Source organism: Pseudomonas entomophila (assembly GCF_023277925.1).
GTDB lineage: Bacteria > Pseudomonadota > Gammaproteobacteria > Pseudomonadales > Pseudomonadaceae > Aquipseudomonas > Aquipseudomonas entomophila_D.
On sequence record NZ_CP063832.1, the window covers coordinates 143,312 to 168,032 of the forward strand.

Annotated in this window: 23 protein-coding genes; 9 read left to right on the plus strand and 14 right to left on the minus strand. The window is 64.2% G+C overall.

What is annotated here, in order from left to right:
• Position 1: 1 nt before the first annotated feature.
• From IM733_RS00635 to IM733_RS00650, 4 genes are all read right to left on the minus strand, one after another.
• On the minus strand, positions 2-796 hold the full coding sequence (locus IM733_RS00635) for an ABC transporter permease (protein WP_248919099.1): 795 nt from the start codon (positions 794-796) through the stop codon (positions 2-4).
• Complete coding sequence (locus IM733_RS00640) at positions 786-1,625, minus strand: ABC transporter permease (RefSeq protein ID WP_248919100.1); 840 nt, start codon at positions 1,623-1,625, stop codon at positions 786-788. Before IM733_RS00640 ends, IM733_RS00635 begins: the two co-directional genes overlap by 11 nt.
• The gene (locus IM733_RS00645) at positions 1,622-2,428 is read right to left on the minus strand and encodes an alkaline phosphatase family protein (RefSeq protein ID WP_248919101.1); all 807 of its coding nucleotides are present in this window, start codon (positions 2,426-2,428) and stop codon (positions 1,622-1,624) included. Before IM733_RS00645 ends, IM733_RS00640 begins: the two co-directional genes overlap by 4 nt.
• Positions 2,429-2,525: 97 nt before the next feature.
• The gene (locus IM733_RS00650; RefSeq protein WP_248919102.1) at positions 2,526-3,581 is read right to left on the minus strand and encodes an ABC transporter substrate-binding protein; all 1,056 of its coding nucleotides are present in this window, start codon (positions 3,579-3,581) and stop codon (positions 2,526-2,528) included.
• Between the two features lie 325 nt (positions 3,582-3,906).
• Between IM733_RS00650 and phnR the strand changes: the two genes are divergently transcribed.
• Positions 3,907-4,620, plus strand: a complete 714-nt coding sequence (gene phnR, locus IM733_RS00655; RefSeq protein WP_248919103.1) for a phosphonate utilization transcriptional regulator PhnR — start codon at positions 3,907-3,909, stop codon at positions 4,618-4,620.
• Positions 4,621-4,725: 105 nt separating this feature from the next.
• Here the strand turns inward: phnR and IM733_RS00660 are convergent, their stop codons facing one another.
• From IM733_RS00660 to minC, 7 genes are all read right to left on the minus strand, one after another.
• Positions 4,726-6,870, minus strand: coding sequence for a mechanosensitive ion channel family protein (locus tag IM733_RS00660; RefSeq protein ID WP_248919104.1), 2,145 nt, complete (start codon positions 6,868-6,870; stop codon positions 4,726-4,728).
• Between the two features lie 44 nt (positions 6,871-6,914).
• The gene (locus tag IM733_RS00665; RefSeq protein WP_011532728.1) at positions 6,915-7,082 is read right to left on the minus strand and encodes a hypothetical protein; all 168 of its coding nucleotides are present in this window, start codon (positions 7,080-7,082) and stop codon (positions 6,915-6,917) included.
• Positions 7,083-7,295: 213 nt separating this feature from the next.
• Entirely contained in the window at positions 7,296-8,585 is a 1,290-nt protein-coding gene (locus IM733_RS00670) for a M18 family aminopeptidase (RefSeq protein WP_248919105.1), read from the minus strand.
• A gap of 126 nt (positions 8,586-8,711) precedes the next feature.
• Positions 8,712-9,347, minus strand: coding sequence for an RluA family pseudouridine synthase (locus IM733_RS00675; RefSeq protein ID WP_248919106.1), 636 nt, complete (start codon positions 9,345-9,347; stop codon positions 8,712-8,714).
• A gap of 149 nt (positions 9,348-9,496) precedes the next feature.
• Positions 9,497-9,751, minus strand: a complete 255-nt coding sequence (minE, locus tag IM733_RS00680) for a cell division topological specificity factor MinE (protein WP_011532731.1) — start codon at positions 9,749-9,751, stop codon at positions 9,497-9,499.
• Between the two features lie 3 nt (positions 9,752-9,754).
• Positions 9,755-10,567, minus strand: coding sequence for a septum site-determining protein MinD (gene minD / locus IM733_RS00685; RefSeq protein WP_050704578.1), 813 nt, complete (start codon positions 10,565-10,567; stop codon positions 9,755-9,757).
• A 96-nt stretch (positions 10,568-10,663) separates the two neighbouring features.
• Positions 10,664-11,425 (minus strand): septum site-determining protein MinC, encoded by a 762-nt coding sequence (gene minC / locus IM733_RS00690; protein WP_248919107.1) that lies wholly within the window; start codon positions 11,423-11,425, stop codon positions 10,664-10,666.
• 100 nt (positions 11,426-11,525) lie between these two features.
• Between minC and IM733_RS00695 the strand changes: the two genes are divergently transcribed.
• Both IM733_RS00695 and IM733_RS00700 read left to right on the plus strand, forming a co-directional pair.
• Complete coding sequence (locus IM733_RS00695) at positions 11,526-12,461, plus strand: lipid A biosynthesis lauroyl acyltransferase (RefSeq protein WP_248919108.1); 936 nt, start codon at positions 11,526-11,528, stop codon at positions 12,459-12,461.
• A 92-nt stretch (positions 12,462-12,553) separates the two neighbouring features.
• Positions 12,554-13,702, plus strand: coding sequence for a patatin-like phospholipase family protein (locus IM733_RS00700; RefSeq protein WP_248919109.1), 1,149 nt, complete (start codon positions 12,554-12,556; stop codon positions 13,700-13,702).
• A 108-nt stretch (positions 13,703-13,810) separates the two neighbouring features.
• Here IM733_RS00700 and IM733_RS00705 read toward each other — a convergent pair whose 3' ends face one another.
• Complete coding sequence (locus tag IM733_RS00705; protein ID WP_248919110.1) at positions 13,811-14,626, minus strand: MlaA family lipoprotein; 816 nt, start codon at positions 14,624-14,626, stop codon at positions 13,811-13,813.
• On the minus strand, positions 14,619-15,917 hold the full coding sequence (locus IM733_RS00710; protein ID WP_248919111.1) for a serine/threonine protein kinase: 1,299 nt from the start codon (positions 15,915-15,917) through the stop codon (positions 14,619-14,621). The genes IM733_RS00705 and IM733_RS00710 overlap by 8 nt, the downstream gene beginning before the upstream one ends.
• A 219-nt stretch (positions 15,918-16,136) precedes the next feature.
• Between IM733_RS00710 and IM733_RS00715 the strand changes: the two genes are divergently transcribed.
• Positions 16,137-16,505, plus strand: a complete 369-nt coding sequence (locus IM733_RS00715) for a hypothetical protein (protein ID WP_248919112.1) — start codon at positions 16,137-16,139, stop codon at positions 16,503-16,505.
• A 73-nt stretch (positions 16,506-16,578) separates the two neighbouring features.
• Here IM733_RS00715 and IM733_RS00720 read toward each other — a convergent pair whose 3' ends face one another.
• Positions 16,579-18,114 (minus strand): beta (1-6) glucans synthase, encoded by a 1,536-nt coding sequence (locus tag IM733_RS00720; RefSeq protein WP_248919113.1) that lies wholly within the window; start codon positions 18,112-18,114, stop codon positions 16,579-16,581.
• Positions 18,115-18,363: 249 nt separating this feature from the next.
• Between IM733_RS00720 and IM733_RS00725 the strand changes: the two genes are divergently transcribed.
• The 5 genes from IM733_RS00725 (at position 18,364) to IM733_RS00745 (ending at position 24,706) form a co-directional block, all read left to right on the plus strand.
• A complete protein-coding gene (locus IM733_RS00725; protein WP_248919114.1) occupies positions 18,364-19,212 on the plus strand; it encodes a glycine betaine ABC transporter substrate-binding protein in 849 nt (282 codons plus the stop codon).
• 245 nt (positions 19,213-19,457) lie between these two features.
• Positions 19,458-19,769, plus strand: coding sequence for a DUF485 domain-containing protein (locus IM733_RS00730; protein WP_248919115.1), 312 nt, complete (start codon positions 19,458-19,460; stop codon positions 19,767-19,769).
• A complete protein-coding gene (locus IM733_RS00735) occupies positions 19,766-21,430 on the plus strand; it encodes a cation acetate symporter (RefSeq protein ID WP_248919116.1) in 1,665 nt (554 codons plus the stop codon). The genes IM733_RS00730 and IM733_RS00735 overlap by 4 nt, the downstream gene beginning before the upstream one ends.
• Positions 21,431-21,629: 199 nt before the next feature.
• Positions 21,630-22,109 (plus strand): CS1 type fimbrial major subunit, encoded by a 480-nt coding sequence (locus IM733_RS00740; protein WP_248919117.1) that lies wholly within the window; start codon positions 21,630-21,632, stop codon positions 22,107-22,109.
• An 89-nt stretch (positions 22,110-22,198) separates the two neighbouring features.
• Positions 22,199-24,706, plus strand: coding sequence for a TcfC E-set like domain-containing protein (locus IM733_RS00745; protein WP_248919118.1), 2,508 nt, complete (start codon positions 22,199-22,201; stop codon positions 24,704-24,706).
• The last annotated feature ends 15 nt before the right edge of the window (positions 24,707-24,721 follow it).

The window sequence follows — 24,721 nt, forward strand, 5'->3', positions numbered from 1 at the left end:
GTCAGGTCTTGTCCTTGTTCAAGCGGTTGGCGACCCAGGTCAGCACCAGCACGAAGGCGAAGTAGGAGATCACCAGGGCGCTGTTGAAGTGGCCGCTGCTGTTGCGCATGTTGTTCAGGTACACCTGCAGGGTCTCGTAGCGGGTACCCACCAGCAGGTTGGCGAACACGAACTCGCCGAACAGGAACGAGAACGACAGCAGCAGCGCCACCATCAGGCCCTTGCGCAGGTTGGGCAGCACTACCAGGAAGGCGGCCTGCCAGGTGCTGGCGCCCAGCAGTTGGGCGGCGTCCATCAGGTCGCGCAGGTTGATGGCTTGCAGGTTGTTGGTGATGGCCCGGTACATGAACGGCAGGGCGATGGTGAAGTAGCAGCCGATCAGGATCCACGGCGTGCCGACCATCGCCATCGGCCCGCTGCCGTACAGCTGCAGCAGGCCCACCGAAGACACCACCGGCGGCACCGCGAACGGCAGCAGGATTAGCACGTTCATCAGTGCGTCGAGCTTCGGGAAGTGGTAGTGCACCACGAACAACAGCGGCAGGATCAGCACCACCGACAGCAGCAGCGCACCCACGCACACCAGCAGCGACTGGCCGAACGCGGCGAGGAAGCGCGATTCGCTCCACAACGCGACGTACCACTTGAAGGTCAGGCCACTGGGCAGCAGGGTCGCCGACCAGCTGGTGGCCAGCGAGTAGAGCAAAGTGCCGGCCAGCGGTAGCAGCAGGATCAGGAACAGCAGGTACACCACCACCCGGTGGTAGAGCCCGCCTGCGTTGTGTTCAGCGCGCATGGTAGCTCCTCTTGAGCAGCCATTGATGGACCACCGTGACCACGGTCATCAACCCCACCAGCACCATTGCCAGGGCACTGGCCAGGTTCGGGTCGAGGCTGATGTCGCCGGCCACCAGCCCGGCGATGCGGATCGGCAGCACGTTGAAGTTGCCGGTGGTCAGGGCGTAGACGGTGGCGTAGGCACCCAGGGCATTGGCCAGCAGGATGACGAAGGTGCCCAGCAGTGCCGGGGTGAGCACCGGCAAACCGATGTGCCGCCAGAACTGCCAATGGCTGGCGCCGAGCAGCGCGGCAGACTCGCGCCAGTCTTCGCGCAGGGCGTCGAAGGCGGGGTAGAGCAGCAGCACGCCCAGGGGAATCTGGAAGTAGGTGTAGACCAGGATCAGGCCGGTCTTGGAATAGATGCTGAAGTCACCGAGCAGGCCCATCTGCTTGAGCAGCAGCGTCAGTGCGCCGTTGAAACCCAGCAGGATGATGAAGGCGAACGCCAGCGGCACACCGGCGAAGTTGCTGGTCATGTTGGCGAAGGCACTGACGAAGTCGCGCAGCTTCGAGTCGACCCGGCGCAACGAATAGGCGCCCAGCGTGGCGATGACAATGCCGAACAGGCTCGACCAGAAACTGATCTCCAGGCTGCGCTGCAGCGCCTGAAGGTAGAACTTCGAGGCGAAGATCTTGCTGAAGTTGGCCAGGCCCCAGCCGCTTTCGCTCTGCAGGCTGTTGATGGCGACCCAGGCCAGCGGCGCGACCTGGAAAATGATAAAGAATACGGCGAACGGCAGCAGGCAGAGCAGGGCCAGGTAGCGGCCGCGATGGCTTGCATTCACTTGAGCAACTCCCGGCAGACCGGCTTGTCGTGGGGCGCCCCCAGCAGCTCGCAAATGGTCCCGCACAGCTCGGTCTGCAACGGCTTGGCCGCCGGGTCCAGGCTGAATGCCTCGCCGAAGACGAACAGCGGCACTTCACGCTCCTCGGCCAGCAGGCCGTTGTGCGAGCGGTCGTTGTTCATGCCGTGGTCGGCGGTGACCAGCACCTGGTAGCCCTCTTCGAGCCAGCGCGGCAGGTAGTCGGCCAGCAGGATGTCGGCGCTGCGCGCGGCGTTGCGGTATTGGCTGCTGTCCAGGCCGTGGCGGTGGCCGGCGTCGTCGATGTTCATCGGGTGCACCAGCAGGAAATTCGGTGCGTGGCGGCGGCGCAGGTACTCGGCGTCGGCCAGCAGGTGTGAGTCGGGGTAATGGTCGGCGTAGTAGAACAAACCGTGCTGAATCGGCAGCTTTGGCGCATGGGTGTGGCGGTCGCGCAGCGGGTCGAACGGCGAGCGGTTGTACAGCTCGCTCATCCAGTGATAGGCCGCCGCCGCGGTACCCAGGCCCGCCTCGCGGGCGTAGTGGAACACGCTGCGCTGGTTGGACAGGCGGTTGACGTTGTTATGGACGATGCCGCTGTCGATGGGCGGCACGCCGGTGAGGATGCATTCGTACAGCGGCCGCGACAGCGACGGCAGTTCGCATTCGACGCGGTACAGCGCGGCGCGGTCGGCCTCGACGTAGGCGTGCAGGTGGCCCATGGCGTGGTGCGCGACCTGGTGGTTGAGGCCGTCGAGCAGGACCAGGATGACGTTGTGTTGCATGTTTGCTCCGGGAGGATCTGTGGTTGGGTCTTTCGCCGGCAAGCCGGCTCCTACAAGAGTGCGGAACCCGTAGGAGCCGGCTTGCCGGCGAATGGCCTTACTCCATCTCGATGATCACTTGCTCCTGCCACTTCTGCGGCAGGGCCTTGGAGGTCGCTTCCCAGGCCTCGGCGTTCTTGATCGGTTGGGCTGCCTTGTACTGCTCGTTGGGCAGCAGCTTGGCCTGCACGTCTGCTGGCAACTTCAGGTGCTCGGCACGGATCGGCCGGGCGTTGCCGATGGCCAAGTTGGTCTGGCCGGCATCGCTGAAGATGTACTCACGTGCAAGTTTCGCCGCATTCGGGTGTTTGGCGTACTTATTGATGATGGTTGTGTAGCCCGAGATTACCGAACCATCAGCGGGGATTAGCACCTCGAAACGCTTGGGATCAATCTGTTCACGGTAGCTCAGACCGTTGAAGTCCCACACCACGCCGACCTCTACCTCGCCCTTCTCCAATGTCTGGATGGTAGGGTTGGACATCGACAAGCGGTTCTGCTTGGCCAGGTCTGCGAAGAACAGCAGGCCCGGCTGGATATTCGACTCGTTGCCACCGTTGGCGATGGCGGCTGCCAGTACGCCATTGGCTGCTTGGGCTGCGGTGCTGACGTCGCCAATGGCAACTTTGTACTTGCCGGTCTTGAGGTCCGCCCAGGACTTCGGCGCGTTCTCTTTCACCAGGTCTTTGTTGATGATGAAGGCGATGGTGCCGGTATAGGCCAGGGCCCAGTGGCCGTCCTTGTCCTTGGCCCACGCCGGGACCTGCTCCCAGGTGCTCGGTTTGTACGGCTGGGTCACGCCCTTGGTGGCGGCGATCGGGCCAAAGGCGGCACCGACGTCGCCGATGTCGGCGCTGGCGTTGTCTTTTTCCGCATCGAACTTGGCGATTTCCTGGGCCGAGCTCATGTCGGTGTCGCTGTGCTTGAGGCCGTATTTCTTCGCCAGGTCCTCCCAGGTGCCTTTCCAGTTGGCCCAGGCATCGGGCATGCCCACGCTGTTGACCGTGCCTTCCTTGCGGGCGGCGTCTTCAAGGGCCTTGAGGTCCTCGGCCATGGCCGTGGTGCAAAAAGCGATGGCCGAACCGAGCAGTGACGCCATGAACAACTTTTTCATCCGAAGCTCCTTTGGTGGGTGCCTTGCATTCGTTGTTATGAATGGACCTGCGCTTGCGAACCGTTGGTCTAGGTCAGCAAACCTTGAGCCAAGGTAGGCCTGTTGCGTGACAGTTTGATGTAAGGCGGACGCCGCCAAGGGCGGCGACGGCCCTGGAAATACAGCGTAGACCACATCGAAAGGCCCGGATTTACGGGGGATGGCCCGAATCTGGCAGGTAGGGTTCAAGGCTTTGTCACAGGATGTTCATCAGCTGTGCCTAGGCTTGCACTATTCTCCGAATGCCCTGTCATGGGGCTGGACTAGTCCAGATAGGTAACCTTTGATGCAAGCGACGCCACCGCGCGCGGTAACAGCCATCTGCCAGGCCCTGCAGGAGCAGATCGAACATGGCCTGCTGGCACCGGGCGGCAAACTGCCGGCCGAGCGCAAGCTCAGCGAGGTGTTCGACACCACGCGCATCACCCTGCGCGAGGCGCTGGTGCAGTTGGAAGCGCAGGGCCTGATCTATCGCGAAGAGCGGCGTGGTTGGTTCGTAGCCCCCGAGCGGCTGACCTACGACCTGATCCAGCGTAGCCACTTCCATGCGATGGTCCGTGACCAGGGGCGCGAGCCGTGCACCGAGCTGCTCTCGGCGCGGCTGCAGCCGGCGCCGGCGGCGATCTGCGCGCGCCTGCGCCTGCCGGCGCTGTCCAGCGTGGTGTGTATCTGCCGCCTGCGGCGCATCGATGGGCGGGCGGTGCTGTATGCCGAGCACTATCTCAATCCGCGTTACTTCCCCGGGATACTCGAACTGGACCTGGCGCGGTCGCTGACCGAGATCTATGCGCGGGAGTATGGGATTCGGTATGGGCAGGTGTGTTTCGAGATTGTGCCGACTGCGTTGCCGGTGGCGGCGGCCGCTGCGCTGAAGATTTCGGCGGGGAGTCCGGGGTTGCATATCACCCGGGTCAACTGCGACCAGCATGGGCATCTGATCGACTGTGACCTGGAATATTGGCGGCATGATGCGATCCGCATCCGCGCCGAGGCCGGTTAGGGCGGTCTTTGTAGGAGCGGTTTCAGCCGCGATGCAGGCAGCGCGGTGCCTGGCACCCGCTTGGCGGGTGATCGCGGCTGAAGCCGCTCCTACAGGGAACTGGCTCTACTTCGTTTCGCCCATGGCGCCACCGCCAGCGGTCACCACCTGCACCGACAACCGCGGCGTCGCCAGGTCCAGCCCGGCTTCATCCAGCTGGCGCTTCAGCGCCAGGTTGAACGCCCGCGAGACTTCCCACTGTTTGATCGGCGCGGTCTTGAACCGCGCCCGCAGGATCGCCGAGCCCGACTCGAAGCTCTCCACCCCCTGCAACTCCAGCGGTGACCAGATGTTGCGGCGCATCAGCGGGTCGTTGCGCAGTTTCTGCCCCACCTCGCGGATCAGCGTGATGGCCTGGTCGATGTTCATGCTGTGGGGGATGGCCACGCGGAAGATCGCGTAGCCGAACTCCCGCGAGTAGTTTTTGATGCTCTTGATCTCGCTGAATGGGATGGTGTGGACGATGCCGTCGATGTCGCGCAGGCGCACGGTGCGGATGGTCAGCCCCTCTACGGTGCCCAGGTGGCCGCCGACGTCGACGTAGTCGTCGATGGCCAGCGAGTCCTCGATGATGATGAACAGCCCGGTGATCAGGTCGGCCACCAGCGACTGGGCGCCGAAACCGATGGCCAGGCCGATGACACCGGCACCGGCCAGCAACGGGGTGACGTTCATGCCCATGTTGGCCAGGGCGACGATCACCGCGATGATGAAGATCACCACGAACATCACGTTGCGGATCAACGGCATCATGGTCTGCGCCCGGGCATTGGCCAGGCCCCGGCGCGAGCGCACCAGGGCGTGGTGCACGGCGGTGTCGGCAAGGATCCACACCAGCCAGGCGACGATCAGCGTGCCGGCAAGGCCCAGCAGGCGCAGGCTCACTTCATGGCCGTCGCCTTCGGCGAAGCTGATCATCGAGTGGCCCCACACGCGCAGGCCCAGCTCGATGAACGCCAGCCAGATGAACAGGTGCACCAGCATATAACCAAAGTTGCGCAGGCGTTCGGTGTAGACCGCCTGGCGCTTGTTGGCGCGCTTGGGGTTGGCGGCGTGGCGGCGTACCAGGCCGTTGAGCACCATGCACACCACCACCAGCACCGTGCACATCAGCGACTGGCGCAGGGCGGTGCTGGTGTCGCCGGCGGAGACGAAGGTGGCGAACAGCGAGATCGCCACCAGGATCAGGGCCGGGATGTACCAGAAGCTGCCGAGGATCTCGATGGTGTCGCTCAGAGTACGGCGGGTCAGGCGCCGGGCCAGCGGCTGGTTGCGGATCAGGTGGGCGATCGGGCGGCGGAAGCGCAGGATGAACAGACCGGTGCACACGGCGGCGATGACGTTGGCGAGGGTGGCCAGGGCGTGGGCCAGGTGGCTGCCCAGGGCGGTGGTCAGGCGGGGGTCGCTCATCGCCTCGCCGAACGCGGCGAAGCTGCCGATCATCCACAGCGGGCGAAACGCCTGGTGGCGCAGGATATGCAGCGCGCGGCGGCGGTGCGGGCCGTCGAGCAGGGAGAAGGCGATCACGCAGATGGCCGAGAACAGTGTGCCGACCACCAGGGCATACGCCAGGACCATGGCCATGGACTTGCCCAGCGAGGAGGGCAGGGCAAAGCTCAGGTAGACGGTGAAGATGAGGGCCACCAACCAGGGGCCGAGCTTGCGCAGGGCGAAGCGCACCAGGTCCCAGGTGCGCGGGTGCTGGGGCAGTTCCTCGCTCAGGCCGAAGCGCACCCGCAACTGGTGGCCGACCCAGTTGAAGGCATAGGCCAGCAGGCTCCACACCGCGATGATCGCGGCGAAACCGAACAGCATCGCCGGCCATTGATGCACCGGCACCACCAGCGCGGTCAGTTCGTCACGCGCCAGGCTGATCTCCAGCGACCAGCGGTTGAACGGGCTGGCCTCGCCGCTGAACTGTTGTTCGAAGTCATGCAGGGCGCCGCCGATCAGCCCGAGAACGCCTTGCTCGACGGTGGGTTGCGATTGTTTGCTGGCGTCGCGCAGTTTCTTCAGGTCGGCCAGCAGCTTGGCCCGCTGCTGGTCGTTCTCCAGGTTCTTGATCACCTCGTCCAGGGATTTGCCCAGGGGTTCGCTGGCTTCGGGCTGGCTGGGTGCGCTCGAACCGAGCAGGCCGGGCAGGCCGGCGGCGTGGGCCGGGGTGACGAACAGGAACAACAGAAGGGTCAGGCAGCGCAGGAATGCAGGCACTGGGAAATCTACCTCAGGTCAAACGATTGCCCGAGTGTAGAGCTTTATGTGGGGAGTTTCTCGAGGATCTTCCAACAGGTGAGGCCGAAGATGCCCAGGGTGCCGATCCACATCATCAGCACGCCGATGTTGCGCTCGCGCAGGCTGAAACCGATGGTCAGCAACATCAGGAACAGGAAGACGGGCACGAACAGGGAGAGGAAGGGGGACATGTACGGCAATCCTTTTGCTTCGAGGGCATGTCCTAAGCATAGCGGGTTGCGGCGGAGGGGTATTGACCCGCGGCATCCTCTCTCGCGCAGGGAACAAGGGCCTTCGTAGGAGCGGCTTCAGCCGCGATGCGGGCAACGCAGTGTCGCGGGTGATCGCGGCTCAAGCCGCTCCTACAGAGGTCATGCCAGATCAATGGGCTACTGTTTCTGGCCTCAAGGCAGTTCGCGGCTGCGGTAGAAGGCCGTGAGCACTTTCACCAGGTGCGCCAGGTCATGGCTGCCGCACAGCTCGCGGATCGAGTGCATGGCGAAGGTCGGCAGGCCGATATCGACGGTGCGCACGCCCAGGTGGCTGGCGGTGATCGGGCCGATGGTCGAGCCGCAGCCCATGTCGCTGCGCACCACGAAACTCTGCACCGGCACTTCCTCGGCCATGCACAGGTGGCGGAAGAAACCGGCGGTTTCGCTGTTGGTGGCGTAACGCTGGTTGTTGTTGACCTTGATCACGGGGCCGGCGTTGAGCTTGGGCCCGTGGTTGCCGTCGTGCTTGTCGGCGTAGTTGGGGTGCACACCATGGGCGTTGTCGGCCGAGACCATCAGCGAGCGCTGGATGGCACGCACGTAATCGTCGCCGTCCGGCAGCAGGCGCTGCAAGGTCTGCTCGAGCATGGGGCCGTCGGCGCCGCAGGCCGAGCAGGAGCCGACTTCTTCATGGTCGTTGCACACCAGCACGCAGGTTTCGTCGCTGTCGGCAGCGAGCAGCGCCTGCAGGCCGGCATAGCACGACAGCAGGTTGTCCAGGCGGGCGGCGGCGATGAAGTCGCCGTTCAGGCCGATCAGCGCGGCGTCTTGCGTGTCGTAGAAGCTCAGCTCGTAGTCGAGCACCACGTCGGCGTTGAGGTCGTGCTCGCGGGCCAGTTGCTCGGTGAGCAGGGCGCGGAAGTCGACCCGCTCGTCGCCGGCCACTTGCGCCAGGATAGGGGGCAGCTCGGTCTGCGGGTTGATCTGCCAGCCTTCGTTGGCGGTGCGGTTGAGGTGGATCGCCAGGTTCGAGATCACCGCGATCGGCAGCTTGAAGTCGATCAGTTGGCTTTCCACTTTGCCGTCACGGCGGAAGGTGACCCGGCCGGCCAGCGAAAGGTCACGGTCGAACCAGGGGGCGAGCAGGGCGCCGCCGTATACTTCAACGCCCAGTTGCAGGAAACCCTGGCGCTGCAGTTCAGGCTGCGGCTTGACCCGCAGGCAGGGGCTGTCGGTGTGGGCGCCGACCATGCGGATCCCGCCCAGCAGCGGCGAGAGCTTGCCCAGCTTGATGGCGATGATCGAGGAATCGTTGCGGGTCACGTAGTAGCGACCGCCAAGCACCATGGCCCAGCTGTCGCGCTCGTCCAGGCGCTGGTAGCCAGCGGCCTCGAGGCGTTGCACGAGGCTGGCGGTGGCGTGGAAGGGCGTCGGGGAGGCCTTGAGGAATTCGATCAGGCCGGTATTCAGGGCGTCGCGCATAAGTCACTCCAGACAGCAGTGGCGCGAGTTTAGCGTAATTGCTCGACAAATTGTGTCGGCCTATTCGCCGGCAAGCCCGCTCCTACTGTGGGCAATCTGTAGGAGCCGGCTTGCCGGCGAACCGCATCAGAACGGTGCCGGGCACTCGAATTTCAGGCGTTCGCCCGTCACCGGATGGGTAAAGCTCAGCATCGACGCATGCAGGCACAGCCGTTCATGGGCCGCCAGCGCCTCGGGGTTGGCGTACAGCCGATCCCCCAGCAGCGGGTGCCCGATCGACAGCATGTGCACACGCAACTGGTGCGAGCGCCCGGTGATCGGGGTCAGCTCGACCCGGCAATGATCACCGCAGCGTTCGACGATGCGCCAGAAGGTCAAGGCATGCTTGCCCTGCTCGTGGTCGACCACATGCCGCGGTTTGGTGGGTGGGTCGTAGCGCAGCGGCAGGTCGATGCTGCCGCTGTCTAGCGCCGGTTGGCCCCAGCACAGCGCGGTGTAGGCCTTTTCTGTCTCGCGATCGTGGAACTGGCGCGACAGCTCGCGGTGGCTGTCGGCGTCGCGGGCCAGCAGGATGATCCCCGAGGTTTCCCAGTCCAGGCGATGGACGATCAGGGCGTCGGGGTAACCGTTTTCCTGCAGGCGGGTGATCAGGCAGTCCTTGTTGTCCTCGGCGCGGCCTGGCACCGACAACAGCAGGGTCGGCTTGTTGATCACCAGGATGGCGGCGTCTTCGTGAAGGATCTGGATGTTCGACAACGGCATTGCAGGTTCTCTTAATAGCCATTTGGGGCCGCTTTGCAGCCCATCGCCGGCAAAGCCGGCCCCTACAGAGGAATGTAATACCTGTAGGAGCCGGCTTTGCCGGCGATGGGCTGCAAGGCAGCCCCAATGATCAATTGCTTGGCGCTCTATCAGCGCTCAGGCAGGGTGATGTTCAGCTCGAGGATCGAGCAGCTACCCTGGTTCTCCAGCGCCACCTGCACGTCGTCGTTGCCGATGTTGACGTACTTGCGGATCACCTCGACCAGCTCCTTCTGCAGCGCCGGCAGGTAGTCCGGGGTGCTGCGCTGGCCGCGCTCGTGCGCCACGATGATCTGTAGACGCTCTTTCGCTACCGACGCGCTGGTCTGTTTCTGCCTGCCACGAAAGAAGTCAAAAAGGTTCATGGTTTACTTGCCTCCAAACAGACGCGCAAAGAATCCTTGCTTCTGCACGTCGATGAACCGCAGGGGCTTCTCTTTACCCAGCAGACGGTCGACGGTGTCACTGTACGCCTGGCCGGCATCGCTCTGGTCGTCAAGGATGACCGGGATGCCTTGGTTGGAGGCCTTGAGAACGGCTTGCGACTCGGGAATCACACCCTTGAGCTTGATCGCCAGGATCTCTTCGACGTCGGCGATGCTGAGCATCTCGCCCTTTTCGACGCGCTCGGGGTGGTAACGGGTGATCAGCAGGTGTTCCTTGATCGGCTCCTCGCCGTTCTCGGAGCGACGCGACTTGCTCGACAGGATGCCCAGCATGCGGTCGGAGTCACGTACCGACGACACTTCGGGGTTAGTTACGACGATGGCTTCGTCGGCGAAGTACATCGCCAGGTGCGCGCCTTTCTCGATACCGGCCGGCGAGTCGCAGATGACGTAGTCGAACTGCTCCTTGAGCTCCATCAGCACCTTCTCGACGCCTTCTTGCGTCAGGGCGTCCTTGTCGCGGGTCTGGCTGGCGGCCAGCACGAACAGGTTCTCCAGGCGCTTGTCCTTGATCAGGGCCTGCTGCAGGTTGGCTTCGCCATTGACCACGTTGACGAAGTCGTACACCACGCGGCGCTCGCAGCCCATGATCAGGTCGAGGTTACGCAGACCGACGTCGAAGTCGACGATGACCGTCTTGTAGCCGCGCAGTGCGAGGCCGGTACCGATGGCGGCGCTGGTGGTGGTCTTGCCCACACCCCCCTTGCCGGAAGTGACGACGAGAATCTTGGCCAAGGTGTTTCACCCCTAAATAATCGGGACGCAGGTCCCTGCAAATACAAAAAACGGCAACGGGAAAAAAGTTGCGCTAAAAATGCCGGCAAGTATCCGTTAAAGACGGGTGATGTTCAACACGTCGCCGGACAGGCTGACCTGCACGCCCGAGCCCCACAGCGGGTCGCGGCGCAGGTCTTCGCAGACCTTGTACTGGCCGGCGATGGAGACCATTTCCGCGGTCATCTGCTGGCAGAAGATGCGCGCTTTGGTATTGCCCTTGATTCCTGCCAGGGCACGGCCGCGCATGGCGCCGTACACATGGATGTTGCCGTCGGCGAGAAGTTCCGCGCCTGGGCTTACGGAGCCGGTGACCACCAGGTCGCCGCCCTGGGCGTAGATCTGCTGGCCGCCACGCACCGGTGAGGTGATGATGCGCGTCGGGCGCACCTCAGGTTCGGCCGGCGTCGGCGGCGGGGTGGGCTCTGGCTCGGGCTTCTTCACTTCTGGCTCGGGCTCCAGCGGGCGCTCGCGGGCACCTGACGGGGGCAGCACCGGCAGGTCGATGGCGATCGCCGCGGCGATGTCCTCGATGCGGCTGGCGCGGATCGCCAGGGTGCGCAGGCCATGGTGACGGCAGATGCGCATCAGCCCGGGCAGGTCGATGGCGCCTTCGTCAGCAGGCAGCTTGTCCAGGGCCAGCACCAGCGGGGTGTTGCTGAAGAAATTCGGCGCCTGCGCCACCTTCGCCGCCAACTGGCGGTCGAGGGATTCGAGGTCGTTGCGCGCCAGTTCCAGCACGGTGATGGCAAGCATGCTGCCCTTGAGCTGGAACACGGGGGCGTTGTCGGGTGTCTGGTTGGGGCTCATGGTCTGCATAGACGGCTTGTTGCGAAAAAAGTGCCCTGACTTATAGCGATAAGACCGTTTGCCCGCAACCGATGTAGAATGCCGGGCTCATGTCTTGCCGGAAGCTTCAATGGAACGCCCGCGTTTTCGATCCTCTTTCCTTCACCCGCGATTCTGGGGCCTGTGGCTGGGGCTGGGGCTGCTGTGGCTGGTCGCGCAACTGCCGTACCGAGCCCTGCTGGCGCTGGGGCGTGCCCTGGGCGCGGTGATGTACCGTGTGGCCGGCGAGCGCCGGCGCATCGCCGCGCGCAACCTCGAGCTGTGTTTCCCGGAACTGTCCGGCGACGAACGGCAGCGCCTGCTCAAGGAAAACTTCGCCTCCACCGGCATCGCCTTCTTCGAAATGGCCATGAGTTGGTGGTGGCCAAAGGCCCGGTTGGCACGCCTGGCCCATATCGAGGGCATCGAGCACCTGCAGGCCGCCCAGCGTGAAGGCGAGGGCGCCATCCTCATGGCCGTGCATTTCACCACCCTGGAGATCGGCGCCGCGTTGCTGGGGCAGGTCCACACCATCGACGGCATGTACCGCGAGCACGGCAACGCGGTGTTCGACTTCATCCAGCGCCGTGGCCGCGAGCGCCACAACCTCGACTCACTGGCGGTGGAGCGCGACGACGTGCGAGGCATGCTCAAGTTGCTGCGCAAGGGGCGGGCGATCTGGTACGCCCCGGACCAGGACTACGGCATCAAGCAGAGCATCTTCGTGCCGCTGTTCGGTATCCCGGCCGCCACCGTCACCGCCACCACCAAGTTCGCCCGCCTTGGCAAGGCCCGGGTGATTCCATTCACCCAGAAGCGCCTGGAGGATGGCAGCGGCTATCGTCTGGTGGTGCACCCGCCGCTCGAGGGCTTCCCGGGAGAGAGCGAAGAGGCCGATTGCCTGCGCATCAACCAGTGGGTCGAGGGTGTGTTGCGTGAGTGCCCCGAGCAATACCTGTGGGCGCACCGGCGCTTCAAGTCGCGGCCCGAGGGCGAGCCGCGGTTGTACGACCAAAAAGCACGCTGAATTGTCCGGCCCGTTCGCCGGCAAGCCGGCTCCTACGCTGCCCCTGTAGGGGCCGGCTTGCCGGTGAACGGGCGAAGATCCAGGGAGGAACCATGACCCCCACCACCGGCCTGATCCTCTCCGGCGGCGGCGCCCGTGCCGCCTACCAGGTCGGCGTGCTCGCCGGCATTGCCGAACTGCTGCCTGCCGGCGCGGCCAACCCGTTCCCGGTGATCGTCGGCACTTCGGCTGGCGCCATCAATGCCGTCAAGTTGGCCAGCGGCGCCACCCGCTTCGCTGAGTCGGTACAGCAGCTCACCACTTTCTGGCAACACTTTCGCAGCCATTTGGTACTGCGCAGCGACTGGCCGGGGGTGATCCGCCAGGCCAGCCGCTTCGTCGGGCACAGCCTGCTGGGGCTGGGTGGCCATGTACCCGTGGCGCTGGTCGACAGCCGCCCGTTGCGTGCTTTGCTGCACAAGCACCTCGACCTCGATGGCATTGGCCACTCCCTGGCGTCCAACCAGCTGCGCGCCGTTGCCGTCACCGCCTTCGGTTACGAATCGGGCCAGGCCGTGACCTTCTACCAGGGCCGCGACACCATCGAGCCCTGGCTGCGCCACCGCCGCATCGGCATGCCCACGCCGCTGACCATCGACCACTTGCTGGCCAGCTCGGCGATCCCGTTGCTGTTCGCCCCGGTGCGCCTGGGCGAGGAGTACTTCGGCGATGGCGCGGTGCGCCAGTCGGCGCCGATCAGCCCGGCACTGCACCTGGGCGCCAGCCGGGTGCTGGTGGTGGGGGTCAGCGGCAACCCACAGCGGCCCGCGCCGCCGTTGCCGACCCAGCGCGTGTTCAGCGGCCAGCAACCAAGCCTGGCGCAGATTGGCGGGCACTTGCTCAACAGCACCTTCATCGACAGCCTCGAGGACGACATCGAGCTGCTGCAGCGGCTGAACCACCTCAGTCACTTGCTGCCCGCGCACCTGGACACACGGCGCCTGGGCCTGGCGCCGATCGAGGTGCTGGTGGTGGCGCCCAGCCAGCCGCTGGATGAGATCGCCGCGCGGCACCGGCGCGAGCTGCCGGCGGCGCTGCGCCTGTTCCTGCGCGGGCCGGGGGCGACCAAGACCAGTGGGGCGGGAGTGTTGAGCTATCTACTGTTCGAGGCGAGTTACTGTAGTGAGTTGATCGAGCTGGGGCGCAAGGATGCGCTGGCAAAAAAACGGGAGCTCGCACAGTTTCTTGGATTGGCGAGTTGACCGGTTCGCCTGTGTAGGAGCAGCTTCAGCCGCGATCACCGGCGAAGCGGGTGCCGGGCACCGGGTTGCCTGAATCGCGGCTGAAGCCGCTCCTACAGCGAACAGTTGTTACTCGGCGATCTGCAACTTGCGCGCTTGGGTGTACACGTAGCGCAGCTTCTCGTACTCGAACGGCGAATTGGTCTGCCCGTAACGGAAGTTGTTGGTGTAGCGCCGGTCGATGACACGCAGCAGGGTGATCTCGGGGTGGCCCTCGGCCGCCTCGGCCATGTTGAGGTAGTTGAGCTCCCGCTCGCCCACGTAGTCCACCACCAGCCCGGTGGTGTCGCGCAGGTTCGACGGCCCCAGGATCGGCAACATGATGTACGGCCCGTCCGGCACGCCATAGACGCCCAGGGTCTGGCCGAAGTCCTCGTTCTGTTTCGGTAGGCCCATCTTCGTTGCCGGGTCCCACAACCCACCGACGCCAATGAGGGTGTTGAACATCAACCGCGCGGTGATTTCCGCCGAGCGCCTGGGCTTGAGCTGCAGCACGCTGTTGAACAGGTTGGGCACATCCCCAAGGTTGCTGAAGAAGTTGCTGACGCCGGTACGCACGAAGCCCGGTGTGACGTAGCGGTAACCGTTGACCACCGGCAGGAATACCCACTCGTCGAAGCGGTAGTTGAAGTGATAGATGCGCCGGTTCATCGACTCCAGCGGGTCGTACACATTCAGCGCGGCCAGGGTCGAGCGCTCGAACTCGCGCTGGTCCAGGCCCGGGTTGAATTTCAGCTCGCGCAGCGGGTCGAGGAAACCGTCGGTTTCCGCCGAGAGGGTGCCGATGGTGTCGGATTCGACCACGCTGGCACGCGGCGCGGTCTCCTCGGCCAGGGCGTAGCCGCTGGCGAGCAGGGCGGTGACGAGCAGCAGTCTGTTAACCACGGAAGAACTCCAGCATGGCGTCGCTGTTGACGCGGTAATTGAGGTTGCCGCAATGGCCGCCATGGGGGTAGAGCGTGAGACGGTCGCCGAACACCCGGCGCAGGAAACCGATATCGCCGGGGCCGAGGATCACGTCGTCGGCGTTGTGCATCACGGCGATCTTGGGGCTGTCGCGCAGGTAGTCTTCCAGGGCGTACAGGCTGACCTGGTCGATCAGTTGCAACACGCTGTTGCCGTCGGTGCGCGCACGCCACATCGGGATCACCTGCTCGGTGATATAGCAGTCGAAATCACATTGCAGTGCGCGCTTGAAGAACGGTTCCAGGCTGCTGCCCTCGGTGATCGGGAGCTTCGGCGGAATGATCAGGCCACGGCGGTTGATCAGGTCGGAGGTGAAGGCGATGTCGGCCGCCGAGAAACGGAACGACGTGCCGATGAGCATGGCCATCTGTTCGTTGGACAGGTGCTCGCGGGACCTCTGGAAGTCGTACAGCAGCGCGTCGTTGAGGTCGATGTAGCCCTTTTCCTGGAAGTAGCGGGTGAGCTTTTCCAGCATCAGCTCATAGAACGTGGTGCTTTTGTCGATGCCCTTGACCCGGGTCTGTACCAGCTTGTCCAGGTTGGTGACCGAGGTGTACAGGTTCACCGGTGGATTGAGCAGCAGCACGCGCTTGAAGTTGAAGCTCTTGCGAGTTTCGTCCAACTTGCTGACGAATGCCGCGTCCAGCGCCCCCAGGCTGTAGCCGGTGAGGTAGTACTCGCTGATCGGCAGGCGTGGGTGTTGCGCGCGCACCGCCTGCATGACCCGGTACAGGTCCTTGGCATCTTCGCTGGTCACCCCTGGGGTGGCGAAGCGCGAGGCGGCGCTCATGAAGTCCCAGCTGGTCGGCGAAGACAGCTGCACCACGTGGTAGCCGGCCTGGTAGAACAGTTTCTTCAGGTATTCGTTGATGCTGCTGGAGTAGGGGGCGCCGGTGCCGGCGATCAGGAAGATCAGCGGCGCCTCGTGGTCCTGCCTGGCCAGGCGATAGCGCAGCTTTTTCACCGACCAGAAGTTGTCGGGCAGGGTGAATTCGCGCTCAGGGCGCAGCGTCAGGCTGTAGTCGGCCTGATCAATGTCGTCGTCGCTGGGCAGCGCCGGGCGATGATCTGGCGGCGTGGTGGCGATGGTCGCCTCGAATGGGTTGGTCAGCGGAAAGCCGTAGCTCGCGGCGTCGATGTCCCGCGCCAGGGCGGCCGCCGCCATGAGCAGGCCGCCAAGCAGGGCGGCGAGGCGCAAAGGTCGAAGCATGTAGTCCCCCAGGTAAACGCAAGGTCGTGCAATCAATACGCAGGCTAGGACCACGGTTGGCGGGGCAAAGTTGCCCGCCGTTCATGCCTTTGTCGCGCCAGATGTTGTCACGCCAGGCAATGTTGGTCTTGTGCAACATAGCTGCAGGCGGGTGATTTTGCCTTACACCGGGCCTTGGGCGATCATGCGGCGTTTCGATTACCACTATTGGAGAACGGGATGCCGCGGTCGCTTCCGGTCGTTGCCTTGATGCTGTTCCTGGCCCTGTGGCTGGCCGCCAGTTATGGCGTGCGCTACGAATTGATGGAGGATGCCCGTTGGGTGGGCTTGTGCACCGTGCCGGCCGAGTACTGGCAGTGCCAGGTGCGTTCGTGGCTGGGCCTGGCGATTCATTTCCAGGTGATTGCCTGGGCCGGGCTGGCGGTGGCCTTGGTTGCCCAGGTGCTTCCGGCAAGGCTGGGTTGGTGGTTGGCGGTGCTGGCCTTGGTATTCGGTGTTCCGGCGCTGGTGCTCTATACCGCAAGCATCGCGGTGTTTACGGTGGTGCTGGCGGGGTTGCGCCTGGTTCGGCAAGTGCGGGGCGGTTGATGACGCGTTCCCCGGCAAAGCCGGCTCCTACACGTGTGCGCGGGCCGGCAGGAGCCGGCCTTGCCGGCGAACTTCACGTCGAGCGCACACGCAGGCTGCGCCACAATGCCCCGGTCATCATCACGCTGACCACCGCCCAACCCCAGGCCTGCTGATTGCTCAATCCCTCCTGGAACAGCTGTGGTGCAATGCCTGCTCCGATGATGAACGCCAACAACGCCACTTCCGCTCGCCGTGCCGTCACCGGTCGCAGCAGGTACACCACTGCCGGGAGCAGCAGCGCCGCACTGGGGAAGCTGCGATAGCGCGGGTCGAATACCATCGCCAGCATGCTCACCGCCGCGGCGAACCCAGCCACCAGCAACCACGTGCCGCCATGGCGCTCGAGCCAGGCGGACAAACGCTGGCGCCAACCCGCGCGACGGGCCAGGGCCAGCGCGCCCTGGGCCAGCACCAGCAGGTTAAGCCCGGCCAGCGCCACGGCCCACAGCCATTCCCCGGCAAAACGGGCGTTGGCGCGCATCAGCTCGCCCCACAACCCCAGGCTGCCGGCGCCCAGGGCCGCCAGCAGCGGTAGCAGCAAGGCGGCGCGGGCATTGGCCGGGCGCCCGGCCAGGGCCAGGGTGGCCAGCATCAGCAGCACGCTGGCCAGCAACCATTGCGGCCACAGTGCCAGGTTGCTCACCGGCCCTTCGAGCACGCCTTTGTCCCGACGGTCGGCATCGTACAGGCCCCAGTAGCCGCCCACGGCACCTTCGCTGGCGCGTTTCCACGGTTGGTCGAAAGCTTCGATCAGGTTGTAGTGCCAGCCATTGGCTTCAGCCAGGGCCACGAAACCACGGACGAAGCGCGCTTCGTTGACCCGGCTGGGAATGGCCGTCTCGCGTTGGCGACCCTCGCTGGGCCAGCCGGTCTCGCCGATCAGCACATCCTTCGGGGCGAAGCGATTGCCGAATACCTGGCGCACCTCGGCCACATGGGCCAGGGCCGCGTCGATACCACGCGGGTCGTCCTCCCAATAGGGCAGCAGGTGGATGGTGAGGAAGTCCACCGCCGGCGCCACCTGCGGGTGCTGCAGCCAGAACTCCCAGACATCGGCGTAGGTTACCGGCACACTCACCTGGCTTTTCACCTTGCCGATCAGTGCCGCCAGGCGCTCGCCGGTCACTTCCTTGCGCAGCAGTGCCTCGTTACCGACGATTACCGCGCTGACCACGTCCGGGTTGGCGTTGGCCGCGGCGATCAACAGGTCGATCTCCTGGTCGGTGTCCACCGGGTTGGCATTGACCCAGGCACCTAGCATCACCTTCAGGCCATGCTTGCGCGCCAGCGCCGGGATCGCCTCCAGGCCGGTCATCGAGTAAGTGCGGATGCACTGGAAGCGCTCGGCCAGCAGTGCCAAGTCGGCGTCCATGCGCGCCGGGCGCAGGCGGAACGGCTGGTCGAACGGCGACTGGTCCTTGTCGAACGGGGTGTAGGAGGCGCACTGCAGCTTGTGCGTCGGGCTGGCGGCATCGGGCAGGTGCACCGGCTTGCCCAGGCCGTACCAGAGGGCACCCAGGCAGGTGAGGGCGAGCAGGCAGGCGAGCAGGTAGGTCGTGCGGAGCATCGGGTGGTCACGTTCCCCTGTAGAGGCCGGCCTTGCCGGCGAAAGGGCCGGTACAGGCCGGCCAAGGCCTGTGATAGTAGCCCGGCGCCAAGCCTTTGGCATGCAAGGATCGCGCAGGCCCTCATCGCGCGATGACGTTAATGGCACAGTGCTGTCGCTGATCGTTCGTTAGAGGTCGCTGACAGAGCAGGTCGCGCGCGGGTGCAGGTCGATGATGCAATCTCCAAGACCTGACGAGGGGATGCTTTGATGAGTATGCGACGTTTCCTGGGGGTGGGCACCGCCCTGGTATTGGCCATGAGCACTGCGCAGGCAATGGCCAAAGAAGTGAGCATCGGTTACGTGGATGGTTGGTCCGACAGCGTGGCGACCACCAACGTGGCTGCCGAAGTCATCAGGCAGAAGCTCGGCTATGACGTGAAGCTGCAGGCCGTGGCCACCGGGATCATGTGGCAGGGCGTGGCCACCGGCAAGCTCGACGCCATGCTCTCGGCCTGGCTGCCGGTCACTCACGGCGAGTATTGGGCCAAGAACAAGGATAACGTCGTTGACTACGGGCCCAACTTCAAGGACGCCAAGATCGGCCTGATCGTCCCCGAGTACGTCAAAGCCAACAGCATCGCCGACCTCAAGACCGACCAGAGCTTCAAGCAGAAGATCGTCGGCATCGACGCAGGTTCTGGGGTGATGCTCAAGACCGAGCAGGCGATCAAGGACTATGACCTCACCGGTTACAAACTGACGGCCAGTTCCGGTGCGGCGATGACTGCCGAGCTGGGTCGCTCCTACGCCAAGAACCAATCCATCGCCGTGACCGGCTGGGTACCGCACTGGATGTTCGCCAAGTGGAAGCTGAAGTTCCTCGAGGACCCGAAAGGCGTATATGGCGCGGCCGAGACAGTCAACAGCATCGGCAGCAAGGAGCTGGCGGGCAAGGCCCCGGAAGTGGCCGAGTTCCTGAAGAAATTCCAGTGGCAGTCCAAGGACGAGATCGGCGAGGTGATGCTGGCGATTCAGGAAGGGGCCAAGCCTGAGGCGGCGGCCAAGGACTGGGTGGCCAAGCATCCGGAGCGCGTCAAGGAGTGGACCGGTAAGTAGCTCGATTTGGCCCATTGACCTGTTACGACCGCAGTAGGAGCGGCTTCAGCCGCGATCACCCGCGAAGCGGGTGCCAGGCACCGCGAGGCTCACATCGCGGCTAATGCCGCTCCTACAGGGCGAACGGTTGTTGCGAAATCTGTAAAACACCGTTGCATCTAAGACTAAGGTCGTCTGGTTGGCGTCCAACGGCAGCATAAAGTGGAGTTGGGTTCTCCCTACTCTGTGCTGCTAGGACAAAAACAATGAACGACAGCATTTACCAATCGATACAGAACAGTCCGCGCTTCAAGGAACTGGTCACCAAGCGCGAGCGTTTCGCCTGGATTCTCTCGGCGATCATGCTCGGCCTCTACTGCGCCTTCATCCTCCTCATCGCCTATGGCCCGCATGTGCTGGGTGCCAAGCTCAGCCCTGGATCGTCGATTACCTGGGGCATCCCCCTGGGCGTCGGGCTGATCGTCTCGGCATTCGTGCTTACCGCCCTCTATGTGCGCCGCGCCAACGGCGAATTCGACGAGTTGAACAAGGCGATCCTCGAGGAGGCCAAGCAATGATCCGACACTTGAAAAAACTGGCCATCCTGGCCTGCGGTGCCTTCGCACCCGCCGTGTGGGCCGGCGAAGCGCTTACCGGCGAGGTGCAGAAACAACCACTGAATGTCTCGGCGATCGCCATGTTCGTGGCCTTCGTCGCCTTCACCCTGGGTATCACCTACTGGGCCTCCAAGCGCAACAAGTCGGCCGCCGACTACTATGCGGCCGGCGGCAAGATCACCGGTTTCCAGAACGGTCTGGCGATCGCCGGTGACTACATGTCGGCGGCCTCGTTCCTGGGTATTTCCGCGCTGGTGTTTACCTCCGGCTACGATGGCCTGATCTACTCCATCGGCTTCCTGGTCGGCTGGCCGATCATCCTGTTCCTGATTGCCGAGCGCCTGCGCAACCTGGGCAAGTACACCTTTGCCGACGTAGCCTCGTACCGCCTCGGGCAGAAGGAGATCCGCACCCTGTCGGCCTCGGGCTCGCTGGTGGTGGTGGCCTTCTACCTGATCGCGCAGATGGTCGGTGCCGGCAAGCTGATCCAGCTGCTGTTCGGCCTGGACTACCACATCGCGGTGATTCTGGTCGGTATCCTGATGTGCTTGTACGTGCTGTTCGGCGGCATGCTCGCCACCACCTGGGTGCAGATCATCAAGGCGGTGCTGCTGCTCTCCGGTGCCAGCTTCATGGCACTGATGGTGATGAAGCATGTCGGCTTCGACTTCAACACCCTGTTCTCCGAAGCGATCAAGGTGCACGCCAAGGGCGAGGCGATCATGAGCCCGGGTGGCCTGGTCAAGGACCCGATCTCGGCGTTCTCCCTGGGCCTGGCGTTGATGTTCGGTACCGCCGGCCTGCCGCATATCCTGATGCGCTTCTTCACCGTCAGTGACGCCAAGGAAGCCCGCAAGAGCGTGCTCTACGCCACTGGCTTCATCGGCTACTTCTACATCCTGACCTTCATCATCGGCTTCGGCGCGATCCTGCTGGTCAGCACCAACCCGGACTTCAAGGACGCTGCCGGTGCCCTGATCGGTGGCAACAACATGGCGGCGGTGCACCTGGCCGATGCTGTGGGCGGCAGCGTGTTCCTCGGCTTCATCTCGGCAGTGGCTTTCGCCACCATCCTCGCGGTGGTCGCGGGCCTGACCCTGGCCGGCGCCTCGGCGGTGTCCCATGACCTGTACGCCAGTGTCTGGCGCAAGGGCAAGGCCAACGACAAGGACGAGATCCGCGTCTCGAAGATCACCACAGTCGCCCTGGGTGTGCTGGCGATCGGCCTGGGCATCCTGTTCGAGAAGCAGAACATCGCCTTCATGGTGGGGTTGGCGTTCTCCATCGCCGCCAGTTGCAATTTCCCGGTGCTGTTGCTTTCGATGTACTGGAAAAAGCTGACCACCCGTGGCGCTATGATCGGCGGCTGGATGGGCCTTGTCAGTGCGGTGGGCTTGATGATCCTCGGGCCGACCATCTGGGTGCAGATCCTCGGTCACGAGAAAGCCATCTACCCGTACGAGTATCCGGCGCTGTTCTCGATGATCATCGCCTTCGCCGGTATCTGGTTCTTCTCGGTCACCGACAAGTCCAAGGCCGCTGAAAACGAACGGGCGCTGTTCTTCCCGCAGTTCGTCCGCTCACAGACCGGCCTGGGGGCCAGCGGGGCTGTTTCTCACTGATACCTTGAGCGGTACGCACAACGCCCCGGCTCATGCCGGGGCGTTGTGTTTCCAGAACTGTCATGGTCTCAGCTGCTAGGAAATTTCTTAGGCTCGCTCGGAACGGTCTTAGTCATCGCTGCAGTGCGTTCACCAATACTTCTCCTCACCCGCTGGCCATGCGCCGGCAGGTATTGACCACTTCAAGGAGATCAGATTCGTGAAACGTACGTTACTCGCCCTTCCCCTGGCCATGTTCTTCGCCGGTTCCGCCTTTGCGTTGGACCCGATCGAGAAACAGGTCCAGGTGACCGCCCAGGTGCCGACCGACGCCTTCTTCGTCGAACCGGTGGGTGGCAACTGGATGAACGACCCGCAGGAAATGGCCTGGAACTCGTATCAGGCCAAGCTCGATCCGATCCGCAAGGAATTGCAGGTCAAGAGCACCGTGGGCCCGATCACTGCCTATCTGGTTTCGCCGGCGGTCATTGCCAGCGGCAGCGAAAACATCGGCCTCAACGTCAAGGTCGGCGACACCGTGCTGCAGACCACCCCGGCCGAAGTGGTCAGCGCCGCCCAGGCGGCGCCGGGCGCGATCATCGGCTTCGAGGTAGCGGCGCAACCGGCGCCACCTACCGGCTATGTGCCAGGCAATTACCAGGGTTTGGTCAGCATGATCTTCGAAACGGCCGCGCCCTGAGCCCCGTCTCTTCGTTTATCCGTTGTTGCCCGCCTTGACCCTCTGCGCCTGCCGAGGGGCTGGCGGGTATTGCCTGCAAGCGATAGCTCATGACCAATCATTCCTCCCTGGCGGCCGTCGGCCGCTGGTTGCTGCTGCCGGCCTGGCTGGCCTCCCATACGCTCGCCAGCCAGGCGGCCGGCACCGCCTTGGGCGCCATCGAGGGCCTGCCGCGTGAGTTCGAAGCACACTTTTTCGATGTGCCGCTGGCGGTGCGGGTCGACCTCGATGGGCGCTATCTCGGTGATGCCATGGTCGTACTCGGCCGCGATCAACGGGTACAACTGCTGGCGTTCACCGACACCCTCGACAGCCGCGAACCGGAAAGCCTGCGCCGCCGCTGGCGCGAGCGCCTGATTGATGGTCGCCCTTTAGGTGACTGCCACACCGATTGCCCCGACGGCCTGCGAGCCGTGCACTACAGCCTGGTGAACTCGCAGCTGTCGCTGTTGACCGACCAGGCTGAGCTCACCGACATCGGTGAACGTTTTCATCGCCAGCCGGAGCAGGGCAGCTATGGGCTGCTGCTGCGCAACCAGCTCAACCTGGTCAATGACGGCCACGCAACCAGTGGGCGTTACGCCTTGCAGGGCCAGGCCAGCGTGGGCAGCTGGACGACTTTGGCTGACGGCCAGCTCGACCGCGGCAACGACAGCCGGCAGGGCACGCGCCACAGGGTCGACCAGCTGTATGCCGAGCGCCTGGTCGAGAACCAGTTCTACCGGTTGGGCTACTTCACCCCCAGTGCCCAGGGGTTGACCCGCCAGCCCCGGTTGATGGGGAGTACCACCGATACCACCCTTGGCTTGATGTTGGGCAGCAGCGACAGCCTGGCCATCGACACTGGCGCACCCAGTGCCACACCCATCTACGTCACCCCCAACCGGCCGGCCGTCGTCGAGATCTACCGCAACGGCGTGCTGATCAACAGCCAACCGGTGCAGCCCGGCCTGCAGACCCTCGACACCAAGGTCCTGCCGGGTGGCATCTACGAAGTCGAGGTACGCCTGGTCGAAGATGGCCAGGAAACCTCGCGCAGCCAGGAGTTCATCTACAAGCCCAGTAACTGGCGCAGTACCGATGCGCCTTGGCGCTACAACCTTTACCTGGGGCGCCAGAGCACGTTGTTGAGCAACTGGGAGCGTGACGACGACAGTCTCGCCGCAGGCGTGCTGGCCAACTACATGCTGCATCCGCGGGCGATCCTGGGCTTGTCGGCGCAGCGTGTCGATGACGTGATGCAGTATGGAACGTCGTTGGACTGGGACGTGCGTGAGCGCTTCAAGTTGTACGCCAACCTGTTCCAGACGCAAGGCCAGGGCAATGGCTACGACTTCCAGCTGATCCATGCCTACGACAGCGGCTCGCTGGTTGCCAGCCACAGTCGAACCTGGCTAGCGCGCCCTGACTGGCGTCGCCTCGACGATGAGCCGTCGTCGCAGCCATTCCAGGCGCGCCAGACACAATCGTCGCTGTCGCTGAACCATCGCCTTGACCGGCGCAATACCGCCAGCGTGCGCCTTTCCCATGCTGAAGGCGCCAATCCCGGCACTGGGCTAGACCTGGGCTGGTCGTACTACGGTCAACTGCTGGGTTCGGATGCCAACTGGCGACTATCGCTGTTCGATCGTCCGGGTACGGCGGCCACAGGCGAGTCCCGCAGCCGAGGGGTCAACCTGAGCCTGAGCATGAGCCTGGGTGGCGGCAGTGGGCGACGGGTGTCGGCCAGTCTCGGCAGCCGCACTTCGAGAGAGGGTGGGCGCGACCTCAATGCCTCGCTGGCCTACCAGCAGGATGTCGAGATCGGCCCGCTGCGCAGTGTCGGTGCTACCGTCAGCGCCGATCGCTATGGCGCAGGGCTGGGCGGCGATACCCAATTCGAGACCCCGCTGCTGCATGGCGATGCGTACGTGCAGCGCTCGTCGTACAACGGCGACTTCAGTGGTGGTGTCAACCTGCAGAGCCTGGTCGCCGTGGGCGCGGGCAGGGCAGCAATGAGTGGCCAGTACCTACCACACCAGGCGGGGCTGATCGTCGATGTCGAAACTGATATCGACGGCCTCAAGCTGCGTGCCGAGGACCGTCACGGTAGCACCGCCAACCTGCACCCAGGACGCAATGTCGTGCCGGTGGCGGCTTACAAAGCCGGGCATGTGCAATTCGACTTCGAGGGCAGTGCGGCCACCGCGGCTGTCATTCAGCCGTCGAGCCTGGACTACCACCTCAATCGCGGAGGCATCGAATATCGCCAACTGCGCGTGTTGCGCACAGTGACCGTGCTGGGGCGGCTGCTTGATGGCCAGGGGCGACCGCTGCGTGGGGCCCAGGTGATCAACCATGCCAGCCGCAGCGTCAGTGAGACCGATGGTTTCTTCGCGGTCGAAATGAGCGAATCGACCCCCACGCTGGAAATCCGCCAACAGGGGCAGGCGGTATGCCTGCTCAGCCTGGATATGGCCACTCTGGTTCGCGAGGACGACGTGTTGCTGGCCGGCGACCAACGCTGTGCGCCTGACGTGGCGCAGGTTGTCTCTGCCACTGGCAACGAACAGGGCTAGCACGCTTGGTCGGGC